Here is an 11849-nt window from a genome sequence, read left to right on the forward strand (position 1 = left end):
TTATGCAACGAGGGATAGTCTGGATCGTCGATGACGATAGCTCCATCCGCTGGGTTCTTGAACGTGCGCTCACTGGAGCCGGTTTAACCTGCACCACGTTTGACAGCGGTAATGAAGTGCTGGAAGCCATTGCGACTCAAACCCCTGACGTGTTGTTATCGGATATCCGCATGCCTGGGATGGACGGTTTAGCGCTGCTTAAGCAGATTAAACAACGCCATCCGATGCTTCCGGTCATCATAATGACAGCCCATTCCGATCTGGATGCTGCGGTCAGCGCCTATCAGCAAGGCGCGTTTGATTATCTGCCAAAACCGTTCGACATTGACGAAGCCGTGGCGCTGGTAGAGCGCGCCATCAGTCATTATCAGGAACAACAACAACCGGCCCGAACTCAGCCAGCCAGCGGCCCGACAGCTGACATTATTGGCGAAGCGCCAGCCATGCAGGATGTGTTCCGCATCATCGGCCGTTTGTCCCGCTCTTCAATCAGCGTGCTGATTAATGGCGAATCCGGTACCGGTAAAGAGCTGGTGGCTCACGCCTTGCATCGTCACAGCCCTCGCGCTAAAGCGCCTTTTATCGCGCTGAATATGGCGGCAATCCCGAAAGACCTGATCGAGTCCGAACTGTTCGGCCACGAAAAAGGGGCATTTACCGGAGCGAACACCGTTCGTCAGGGGCGTTTCGAGCAGGCCGACAATGGCACGCTGTTCCTTGATGAAATCGGTGATATGCCGCTCGATGTGCAAACCCGTCTTCTGCGCGTGCTGGCAGACGGTCAGTTCTACCGCGTCGGCGGTTATGCACCGGTGAAAGTGGACGTGCGAATCATTGCGGCGACCCACCAGAATCTGGAGCTTAGGGTTCAGGAAGGAAAATTCCGTGAGGATTTATTCCATCGCCTGAACGTTATCCGCGTCCATCTGCCACCGCTGCGTGAACGTCGTGAAGACATTCCGCGTCTGGCGCGTTACTTCCTGCAAGTGGCGGCAAAAGAACTGGGCGTGGAAGCAAAAAATCTGCATCCGGAAACCGAAACGGCGCTTACGCGTCTGCCGTGGCAAGGTAACGTGCGCCAGCTGGAAAACACTTGTCGCTGGCTGACGGTGATGGCGGCGGGCCAGGAAGTTCTGATTCAGGATTTGCCGAGTGAACTGTTTGAGACTTCTGCGCCGGAAGCAGGCGGACAGAGTTTGCCGGACAGCTGGGCAACGCTGCTGGCACAGTGGGCGGATCGCGCACTGCGCTCCGGTCATCAAAATCTGCTGTCGGAAGCACAACCTGAAATGGAGCGGACATTACTGACTACGGCGTTGCGCCATACTCAGGGGCATAAACAGGAAGCTGCACGGTTGCTGGGCTGGGGACGAAACACCCTCACCCGCAAACTAAAAGAACTGGGCATGGAATAATCCTTTCCAGCACCAGACAGCAAAACAGCCGCTCATGCGGCTGTTTTGCTTTGTTTTGCGTTGATACGAATCGATTTGCAGCGAAGAATCAGATAACGCGGGAGAATTGCTGCTGGCGTAGCTGCCGGCGCAGATAAATATCAAAACACATGCAGATATTACGGATCAGCAAACGTCCGCGCGGCGTGACCTGAATGTGTGTCTCACTTACCTCGACAAGCCCGTCTTCCGCCAGCGGCGTCAGCAGCGCCAGATCGTCGGCAAAATAATCGGTAAAGCCGATACCATAACGCTGTTCGATATCGGCAAAACTCAGCTCGAAATGGCAGATCAGCGATTTAATAACATCGCGGCGCAGACAGTCGTCATCGGTCATTTCCAGACCGCGCCATAGTGCGTTCCCCTGCTCTTCAACTCTGGCGTAATACGTTTTGAGGTCTTTCTCGTTCTGCGCGTAGGTGTCGCCCAACATGCTGATGGCCGACACGCCCATGCCCAGCAAATCGCTGTCGCCCTGCGTGGTATACCCCTGGAAATTACGGTGTAGTTTGCCTTCGCGCTGAGCAATCGCCAGTTCGTCATCAGGGCGCGCAAAGTGATCCATCCCGATAAACCGGTAACCGGACGCCGTCAGTGAACTGATGGTTTCCTGCAGGATTTTCAGTTTCTCTTCTGCACCGGGTAAGTCGGCATCTTTGATTTTGCGTTGTGCCGCGAACAGCTTCGGCATGTGAGCGTAGTTGAAAACGCTGAGACGGTCCGGATTGAGCGCCGCCACACGTTGCAGGGTATAAGCAAAACTTTCGGCGGTTTGTTTTGGCAAACCGTAGATCAGATCGATATTGGTTGAGTTGAAACCGAGCGCCCTGGCGCGTTCAATCAGCGCAAAGATGAACTCTTCATCCTGCTCGCGGTTAACCAGACGCTGCACTTCTTTGTTGAAATCCTGCACGCCCATGCTCAGGCGATTGAAGCCTTCGTTGCGCAGATGGTCCAGCACATCCAGCTCGATTTCGCGCGGATCAATCTCCAGCGACATCTCAGCATCAGGCAGGATAGTAAAATGTTGACGCAGAAGGCTCATCAGACGGCTTATCTGGGCTTTGTTGAGATAAGTGGGAGTACCACCGCCCCAATGGAGCTGACTCACGTGACGGCCCTTAAAGAGCGGCGCACGGTGGCGGATCTCTTTCTCGAGCACATTCAGATATTCTTCGGCTTTATGCTGCTGGCGGGTGACCAGTTTATTGCAGCCGCAGAAGTAGCAGAGCTTATGACAGAAAGGAATGTGGACATACAACGAGAGGGAACGATCCGCATAACGGGCAGCGGCTTTTTCAAAGGCTGCGTCGTTGTAGCTTTCGCTGAATTCAAGTGCGGTTGGGTAGGATGTGTACCGCGGGCCAGAGTAGTTGTACTTCTGGATCAGCGCTAAATCCCAAACGGTTGTCTGTTCTGACATGGTGACTTACTCCTTCCGGCGTCGGATGCTGCCGGTTCGCCTTACCGGCAGGCTGTTGGCCTGCCGTGCAAAGGTCGCTCTGCGCAAACGTGCTTTGGTTTTCGATAACCGTCGTAGTTTACCGAATAACCAAAGCAGATAACATGCAAAGAGTAAGGCTATTGCCGGAATGACCCAGCTCATGGCTTAGAAACCTTCTTTTGGATTCCCGCGCTTGAGCAACTGCATCATGTCTTCGTTCTTCTCTTCTTCTTCGTCATCTTCATCATCGCCAAGTTCGATACCCAGCAATTCCATCAGAACGTCGATGCGATCCAGAGTCTGATCAACATAAGCCTGATCTTCAGCGCTCAGGGCTTTACCGTCATCGATAAGATCTAGCAAAGCATCCAGACGTTGATCATTTTCCAGTAATGTCAGTTCTTCTTCCGGGGTCATTTTTGGTTTTGCATCTTGCACCGGCTGCGCCGCTTTCTTCGCTTTAGGTGCATTGTTCATGACGGTTTCAACAATCAGTGGCACGGCTTTTTTACTGCCAATGCGCGGATCGGTTTTCTTCGCGGCTGCACCACTTTGATTTTGGTTGGCATCCGGGTTCGCACGGGAACCAGCCTTACGGCCGCGGCGGCGGTTGTCACGTTTGCGTTCGCGCGCTTCAATATCGAGCTCGACGCGATTCTTTTTTCTCTTCGGTTTGGCTGTCGCGGTATTGGCGCGCGGGGCTTTCGCTGGCTGTTTCATGGATTCTGCTCTTAGGTGTGTACATTTAGTATAGATTTGCGGCGGAATCTAGCAGAAAGCGACCAAAGAAAAAAGGCAGCAAGTGGACCTTGCTGCCTTTTTCTTTCCTTCCTGCGAAGGATATTCAACAAACACTTTCCCTGTATAGCCTCAACGTCCCGGTTTTTCCTTTGCCTTTCAGGGCTTCCGGCCCCGTTCATCCTTAAAGCGCCATGCATTTCCAGTATTCCCTGAAGGCGTAAATCATCCGTGTTTCCATTCTTGCCTTCATCGCGTAAGAAAGACTTTACCCTATCGCCGCAAAGGCTCAAGATACCGCCCTGCCGTCTCACGTCTTCAGCCGATGCTCTGATGTTATCGAATTGAATTTAAAGTGAATTAAAATATACGGCGACTTAATTAGCGAAATAACCCGCATTATGAATAGCAAATGTCTTACATCATGAAGGCCATTTTCCCCCGCCTTCATCTCTGTGGTCCCTTCGCATCATCATTCGGATTGTAAAAAACACTGAACGTATCGCGGCGCTGTTGCAGTTATAATCTCCAGTCAGCCAGATACACAAGCCTCACGGAGACGCACGTTTTGACCAGCCAAACTTACAACTATCATATGACCCATTTCGTCATGAGCGCCCCGGATATCCGGCATCTGCCGAGTGACGCAGGCATTGAAGTCGCATTTGCTGGTCGCTCAAACGCCGGCAAATCCAGTGCATTGAATACGCTGACCCAGCAGAAAAGCCTGGCACGTATCAGTAAAACCCCTGGCCGTACGCAATTAATTAACCTGTTTGAAGTGGAGCCAGGAATTCGTCTGGTCGACCTTCCGGGTTATGGCTATGCCCAGGTTCCGGAAGAGATGAAACGCAAATGGCAGCGCTCACTGGGTGAGTATCTGCAAATGCGTAATTCACTGAAAGGGCTGGTGGTGCTGATGGATATCCGTCACCCGCTGAAAGATCTCGATCAGCAAATGATTCAGTGGGCCGTGGATGTCGGTACGCCGGTGATGCTGCTGCTGACTAAGGCCGATAAACTGGCTTCCGGCGCACGTCAGGCGCAGATCAAAATGGTACGCGAAGCAGTGAAAGAATTTATGGGGGACATTCAGGTTGAAGCGTTCTCTTCACCCAAAAAAATGGGTGTGGATAAACTCAGTGATAAACTGAACACCTGGTTTAATGAAATCCCGCCAGAAGTAGTGGAAGACGAATTGTCAGGCGAGTAAGTCGCAGGCAGGATCGTAAGTAAAGAACATGACGGGTGGCCTGCAGGTCGCCCGTTTTTTTATGTGCTTTTTTAACATGGCTGCCTAAAACCCCAAAAGTGCGGGATAACGCAGTGAAAAGCACAATAAAAAACGCCCCAGACATAAATGCCTGGGGCGGCTAAAATATTCAGCCAAATCCGATTACGTGAAGTAAAAGGTCTGAAAGATAGAACATCTTACCTCTGTACCCTACAAGAGGAACTTTACCCTATTTCATGACGGGGAAAAAGAACTTTTTGTAGTTTACTTACACAAAAACTGCGGATTATGCGATCACCTTCATGGTCTGAGGCCATAATCCTGTAGCTTAATTACAATAAAAGCTTAATAACTATTCACTTAGTGAGCCTGATCCCAGTTCTTACCCGTACCGACATCCACTTTCAATGGAACGGCCAGTTCCATGCTCGCTTCCATCAGGCTACGAATTTTCTCACTGGCTGCCGCAACGTCGTCATTGTGCACTTCAAAGACCAGTTCATCATGTACCTGCATGATAATGCGGGCGCGCGGAGCATCCGGCTGTTTCAGCCAGTCACCGACGCTTATCATGGCGCGTTTGATAATATCAGCCGCAGTTCCCTGCATCGGGGCGTTGATCGCGGCACGCTCGGCACCTTTACGGCGCATTGCGTTGCTGGACTTAATGTCCGGCAGATACAGCCTGCGACCATCCAGCGTTTCAACGTAGCCCTGTTCAGAAGCCTGCGTGCGGGTACGTTCCATGTATTCGAGCACGCCCGGATAGCGCTCAAAATACAAATCCATATAACGCTGGGACTCTTTACGCGGAATGTTCAGCTGACGGGAAAGACCGAACGCGCTCATACCGTAGATCAGCCCGAAGTTAATCGCCTTCGCGCTGCGGCGTTGCTCGCCGGTCACACTTTCCAGCGGCGTACCGAAGACTTCAGCAGCTGTCGCCCGGTGGATATCTTTTCCTTCGGCAAATGCTGTCAGCAAACCTGCATCTTTCGACAGATGCGCCATGATCCTAAGTTCGATTTGCGAGTAGTCGGCAGCGAGAATGCAGTAATCTTTCGGAGCGATAAACGCCTGACGAATACGTCGGCCTTCGTCGTTACGCACCGGAATGTTTTGCAGGTTTGGATCACTGGAAGACAGACGCCCGGTGGCCGTCACAGCCTGATGGTAAGACGTGTGTACACGTCCAGACTGAGGGTTGATCATCAACGGCAGTTTGTCGGTATAAGTCGATTTGAGCTTCGCCAGGCCGCGATATTCCAGAATGACTTTTGGCAATGGGTAATCCAGCGCCAGTTCAGCTAACACTTCTTCGTTCGTCGAAGGCGCGCCACCCGGTGTTTTCTTCAGAATCGGCAATTTCTGTTTTTCATACAGAATGGCCTGCAGCTGCTTGGTCGAGGACAAGTTGAAAGGCTCTTCGGCCAGTTCATGCGCCCTGGTTTCCAATTCATTCAGGCGGATGGCCAGCTCTTTAGAGTGCGCGGCTAAAATGTTCTGGTCGATCAGAACGCCGGTGCGTTCGATATGCGACAGAACAGGGACCAGCGGCATCTCAATATCGGTGAAGACTTTCTTCAGCGATTCGCTTTCCTGGATGCGCGGCCACAACGTCTGGTGCAACTGCAAGGTGACGTCAGCATCTTCCGCTGCATACGGGGCGGCTTGTTCAAGAGCGATCTGGTTGAAGGTGAGCTGGTTTTTACCCTTTCCGGCGATCTCTTCAAAACCGACCGTTTTATGGCCGAGATAACGATCCGCAAGACTGTCCATATCATGACGGCCTGACACACTGTCGAGTACGTATGACTCAAGCATGGTATCGAACGCGATCCCTTTCATCTCAATGTCATAACGCAACAGAATACCGCGGTCGAACTTCAGATTTTGTCCGACTTTCAGCTGCTTTTCATCTTCCAGTAAAGGCTTGAGCTGTTTCAGAACGTCAGCGCGATCTAATTGCACCGGCGCGTCAAGATAGTCGTGGGCCACGGGAAGATACGCCGCTTTACCCGCTTGCGTTGCAAAAGATAAACCAATCAGATTCGCTGTCAGCGTATCCAGGCCATCCGTTTCCGTATCAAACGCGAAAACATCAGAAGCTTTCAGGTAGCCAATCCATTCATCAAGCGTTGCCTGATCCAGAATGGTGACATAACCGTCCTGTGTTAGCTGATTACGCTCGACGGGTTCTGAAGCCAGCGTCTCTTCAGCTGCGGCACCTTTCTTACCGGATGTCGTCGCTTTTGCCGCTGACTTTTTACCGCTCAACCAGGTACCCGATTCAACATCTGCCAGCCAGCGCTTGAACTCATAACGACCAAAGAGCTGATGAAGTTCATCTGCATTCGGCTCATTAACGGTCAGCTCAGCGCATGTGACGTCCAGCTCAACGTCAGTTTTGATGGTCGCCAGTTTATAGGAGAGATAAGCAACGTCTTTATTGTCGGCAAGTTTAGCAGCCATGGTTTTGGAACCACGGAAACTCAATGTAGAAATTTTATCGAGATCGGCATACAGCGCATCAAGACCACCGATGCCTTGCAACAGCGCCTGCGCCGTTTTCTCACCCACGCCGGGAACACCGGGGATGTTGTCCGAGGAGTCACCCATCAATGCCAGGAAATCGATGATCAGTTCAGGAGGGACGCCGTATTTTTCAACGACTTCATCCGGCCCAAGGATCGCATTGTTCATGGTATTAATCAGCGTCACGCCGGGCGTGACCAATTGCGCCATGTCTTTATCACCGGTGCTGATCAGTACCGCATGTCCGGCCTTTTCAGCTTCGAGAGCCAGTGTGCCAATCACGTCGTCCGCTTCCACGCCAGATACCACCAGTAATGGCAGCCCCATGGCTTTAACCATCTGGTGCAATGGTTCAATCTGCGAACGGAGATCGTCAGGCATTGGCGGGCGGTGAGATTTGTACTGATCAAAGAGCTCATCACGGAAGGTTTTGCCTTTCGCGTCAAACACCACAGCAACGTGGCTTGGGGTGTATTGCAGCAATAAGCTACGCAACATGTTAAGCACGCCGTACATCGCGCCGGTTGGCTCACCCACAGAGTTTGTCAGCGGGGGGAACGCATGGTAAGCGCGGTAGAGGTAGGACGAACCGTCTACCAGTATCAATGGGTTTTCTGCTATCTGGGCCATAACTCTTCTTTATTCGTGATCAGACATACGCTAAGGATGCCATAGCCAGCGAGAAAGACGAACCTTACGAGGGAAATTCATTGCGATAATGCGGGGGATCTCGAAGGATCTTCCTGTGGATAACTTTGTGAATAGTTTTGATGAGAAATTATTAATGAGATGTATTGAGAAAAAAATTTACCATTTTACTCACTGCTTTCATCAGGTTATCTGATTTTTGCATGAAACATTCATGTAATAGAAGCTTAATAGCTATTGTGGATAGTAATATTTGTGAGACGACATCATACAAATAAAATCAATTATATTTCAGATTTTTTATTTGGCCAGGCCGTAAATTCGAAAGGATATAATGCCAGCCGAATGGCTGGCATTGAGAAGACGATATCTTATTTTTTGGTGGCTAGGAAATTGATAACATCTGAATATTGTTTGACATACATATCCATTGAGCTGGTATCAAGGCCATCATTTTTAACCATATATTTGCCATTCACAAATACAGATGGGACACCTTGCAGGCCTAAATCAGCGGCGGCTTTTTCCTGCTGTACGACGAGAGATTTCACCACAAAACTATTCAGTGCGGCATCGTAATCTTCGCCTTTCACGCCAGCCTGAATAAAGACTTTGCGGATATCATCGGCATTCTGAACGGACTGTTGTTTTTGTACGGCATCAAACATCAGTGGGCTGACTTTATCTTCAACGCCCAACGCGATTGCCACAGCCCATGCCTGAGTTAATTGCTTACCTAACGGGCCCAGGAATTCCACATGGTATTTGGTGTATTTAACGTCTTTTGGCAGGTTCTTACGGATGCTGTCAGACACATGCCAAACTTGTTCAAATTGATAACAGTGCGGGCAATAAAATGAGAAGAACTCGAGTACCTGCGGCTCATTAGCAACGGTTTTATCTAAAGTAACGTACTGTGCACCATCAGAAAATTGTGCCGCAGACACACTGAAGGCCATAACCATACCAACCAGTGCCAGGAATATCTTTTTCATATAAAGCCTATCTCCAATTAATTAAACTTCGAACATTAAACGTGACTTAATACATTGGCATCAACTGCAAAGGAGGTGCCTTTAGTTTCTTAATTTGCTCGTTAAAAGCAGCAATCTGGCCTCGCCAAAAGTCTTCATCCGTCATCCACGGAAAACTTTTAGGGAATGCAGGGTCTTCCCAGCGGCGCGCGACCCAGGCCAGATAATAAACCATGCGCATCGCGCGCAGCGGTTCAATGAGTGCCAGCTCGCGAGAGTCAAAATCGGCGAATTCTTCATACGCTTCGAGCAATACATCCAGCTGAAGGCGCTGCTCACTTTGATCCCCGTGCAACAACATCCAGAGATCCTGTATCGCCGGGCCATTGCGGGCATCATCCATATCGACAAACAGCGGCCCATCACGCCAGAGAATGTTCCCCGGGTGGCAATCGCCGTGCAAACGCAAAGGTTTCCAGTCCGTATGCCAATATGTTTGTGTGGTATTGATCAGATTATCTGTCGCCAGCAAGAAAGGCTCGCGCAGACTCTTCGGGATCAGAGGGCATTGTGCGAGAACTTCACGCGGCTGTACGAGATATTCATCCAGCCCCATTGTCGGACGAGCAGTAAAAAGGCTCTCACTGCCCACCTGATGAATACGTCCCAGGAAACGCCCAACCCACTCAAGCTGATCAAGGTTATCTATTTCATACTGCCGACCACCTACGCTGGGAAACACGGTAAACATGTAACCCTGATGGTGATGCAACGTATTTTCATTGATAGAAAGCGGGGCAACGGCCGGTATTTCAGCTTCGGACATATCATGTGAAAAAAGATGCTCTTCATGGATCTGTTCCTCACTCCAGCGTTCCGGACGATAGAACTTCACCACATAGCGTTTTCTGTCTTCACAGAGAAACTGATATACCCGATTTTCATAGCTGTTTAATGCAGTGAGCCCGGACTCTGCGCGCAGACCGACACTCTCGAGTGCATCAAGGATAAGATCCGGCGACAATGCCTGAAAATTGAAAGCTGAACTATTCATAACTTCATTCGGATTGGCCGCACAGAAAAATGATAATGGGAAATAGTATCACCTATTTTTCGTGGTTCGCATGAAGTTCACATAAGTTTACATCAATCTTTAATCACACCACGGGCTCGCAGAAGCGCCGTTTTAAAGTCATCCTCATAGTCTTTCTTCAGACCGGGAATTTCCGCAGAGCTTTCTGTTCCACGCATTTTCAGGTGATAAATCAATGTGTCATCACTCAGTTCCGCCAATGGGCCCTGATAACCGCATTCACCCGCCAGCTTCTGGATAAACTCCATCAGGTTAAGATCACTGTCTTCTTTCCAGGCTGGGTGCAGTAATTCAATCAGCTCATTGACGCGATGTTCTTTCATGAGGTTTCTTCCTTTATTTGTTGAGTCCCTAAAAATAACAGGGTTATTTCTTCAGGGGAAGGACAAGCTGACATGACAAAGTTAAATCTGCTTGCGTTGAAAATTTGACGTTACAATGGCCGGAATACAAAGATTTTGGCAGGTGAATATTATGGATCGCAGCAGCATTACCGGCGTTATTTTAGCGGGCGGACGCTCGAGCAGGATGGGGGAGGATAAGGGATTGGTTGAGGTAAAAGGTCAGCCTTTGTTCGAAATCATAGCTGACAGGCTCTCTCCACAGGTGGGTAATATACTGATCAGTTGTAACCAAAATGCGGATCGCTACGGCAAAAAATTTCAGACTGTCCCAGACCTCACACAGGATTTCTCCGGTCCACTTGCCGGTATGCTGGCCGCTTTAACGGTAAGTCAGACAGAATGGGTGCTGTTCGTACCTTGTGACGTCCCGGGATTCCCCATTAACTTAGCCGAAACGTTTTTGTCCGAGTTATCAGGCTGTCAGGCCCTCTATGCACGAGATCCGGAACGGGAGCATCCGACACTTTGCCTGCTCAACCGCAATCTTATTCCAGCCTTGAAATCCTATCTTGAAAATGGCGACCGTAAGCTCATGATCTTCTTCCATAACGTCGGTGCCAAATCAGTTATGTTTAATCATGCTGCAGATTTTTCCAACCTCAATTGCCCGCAAGATGTTTTGCGTTGGCAGAGCGAATCACGATGAACAATCGTGAAATACCACTGCTCGGAATAGTGGCTTACAGTGGCACGGGCAAAACGACATTATTGAAACAACTCATTCCGCATCTTCGCCAACGAGGCATTCGTGTAGGCCTTATCAAACACACTCATCACGACGTTGACGTTGATACGCCAGGAAAAGACAGCTTCGAACTGAGAAAGGCTGGCGCAGATCAAACTATGGTCGCAAGCAGTGACAGATGGGCATTAATGACAGAGACAGCGCATCAGGAACCTCTTGATCTCAGGTACCTTGCGACACGTTTCGACAGTAAAAGTCTCGATATGATTTTGGTTGAGGGATTCAAACACGAGAGGATAGATAAAATTGTGTTGTACAGGGAAGAAAGCGGCATGCATTTAGAGCAGTTGATTGATTCTTATGTCATTGCGGTTGCCAGCAATCAATTACCGGCTCTGAATTTGGAATCAATCAGGGTGCTGGATCTCAATAAGATCGAAGAAATAGAGTGTTTTATTGTCGAATGGCTGGAAAAACAAGCTAATTAGCAGGTTTTACTTTCCTGCTTTCCCTAAATTCCACACAGCAAAAAGCCCTGTACGTCAGTACAGGGCTTTCCACTTGTTTGATGCCTGGCAGTTCCCTACTCTCGCATGGGGAGACCCCACACTACCATCGGCGCTACGGCGTTTCACTTCTG

General features: G+C 49.9%; 11 protein-coding genes. 4 read left to right on the forward strand and 7 right to left on the reverse strand.

The genetic code is table 11. From position 1 onward, the window contains the following. The first annotated feature begins 2 nt into the window (after positions 1-2). Positions 3-1415 (forward strand): nitrogen regulation protein NR(I), encoded by a 1413-nt coding sequence (glnG, locus tag J1779_RS05610; protein WP_056777602.1) that lies wholly within the window; start codon positions 3-5, stop codon positions 1413-1415. An 88-nt stretch (positions 1416-1503) separates the two neighbouring features. Here glnG and hemN read toward each other — a convergent pair whose 3' ends face one another. Together hemN and yihI are read right to left on the reverse strand one after the other, a co-directional pair. Then, positions 1504-2877 (reverse strand): oxygen-independent coproporphyrinogen III oxidase, encoded by a 1374-nt coding sequence (hemN, locus tag J1779_RS05615; RefSeq protein ID WP_217203047.1) that lies wholly within the window; start codon positions 2875-2877, stop codon positions 1504-1506. Between the two features lie 186 nt (positions 2878-3063). Continuing rightward, the gene (gene yihI / locus J1779_RS05620; protein WP_056777609.1) at positions 3064-3618 is read right to left on the reverse strand and encodes a Der GTPase-activating protein YihI; all 555 of its coding nucleotides are present in this window, start codon (positions 3616-3618) and stop codon (positions 3064-3066) included. 586 nt (positions 3619-4204) lie between these two features. Here yihI and yihA point away from each other — a divergent pair. Then, positions 4205-4849: a ribosome biogenesis GTP-binding protein YihA/YsxC gene (gene yihA / locus J1779_RS05625; protein ID WP_056777618.1), complete on the forward strand. Its 645-nt coding sequence runs from the start codon at positions 4205-4207 to the stop codon at positions 4847-4849. A 169-nt stretch (positions 4850-5018) separates the two neighbouring features. Here yihA and spfP read toward each other — a convergent pair whose 3' ends face one another. The 5 genes from spfP to J1779_RS05645 form a co-directional block, all read right to left on the reverse strand. After that, a complete protein-coding gene (spfP, locus tag J1779_RS25825) occupies positions 5019-5066 on the reverse strand; it encodes a small protein SpfP (protein WP_071892919.1) in 48 nt (15 codons plus the stop codon). 164 nt (positions 5067-5230) lie between these two features. Next, a complete protein-coding gene (gene polA / locus J1779_RS05630; RefSeq protein WP_217203048.1) occupies positions 5231-8035 on the reverse strand; it encodes a DNA polymerase I in 2805 nt (934 codons plus the stop codon). A 389-nt stretch (positions 8036-8424) separates the two neighbouring features. Further along, positions 8425-9048 (reverse strand): thiol:disulfide interchange protein DsbA, encoded by a 624-nt coding sequence (dsbA, locus tag J1779_RS05635; protein WP_056777623.1) that lies wholly within the window; start codon positions 9046-9048, stop codon positions 8425-8427. A 46-nt stretch (positions 9049-9094) separates the two neighbouring features. Further along, complete coding sequence (locus J1779_RS05640) at positions 9095-10081, reverse strand: serine/threonine protein kinase (RefSeq protein ID WP_056777627.1); 987 nt, start codon at positions 10079-10081, stop codon at positions 9095-9097. Positions 10082-10173: 92 nt separating this feature from the next. Next, complete coding sequence (locus tag J1779_RS05645) at positions 10174-10443, reverse strand: YihD family protein (RefSeq protein WP_122097113.1); 270 nt, start codon at positions 10441-10443, stop codon at positions 10174-10176. A gap of 151 nt (positions 10444-10594) precedes the next feature. On the opposite strand from J1779_RS05645, the gene mobA reads away from it, so the two are divergent. Continuing rightward, positions 10595-11170 carry a molybdenum cofactor guanylyltransferase MobA gene (gene mobA / locus J1779_RS05650; protein ID WP_217203049.1) on the forward strand — a complete coding sequence of 192 codons (576 nt, stop codon included), beginning with the start codon at positions 10595-10597 and terminating at the stop codon, positions 11168-11170. Continuing rightward, positions 11167-11697, forward strand: a complete 531-nt coding sequence (gene mobB / locus J1779_RS05655; protein WP_217203050.1) for a molybdopterin-guanine dinucleotide biosynthesis protein MobB — start codon at positions 11167-11169, stop codon at positions 11695-11697. The genes mobA and mobB overlap by 4 nt, the downstream gene beginning before the upstream one ends. The last annotated feature ends 152 nt before the right edge of the window (positions 11698-11849 follow it).

This window comes from Rahnella rivi (assembly GCF_019049655.1).
GTDB classification, from domain to species: domain Bacteria; phylum Pseudomonadota; class Gammaproteobacteria; order Enterobacterales; family Enterobacteriaceae; genus Rahnella; species Rahnella rivi.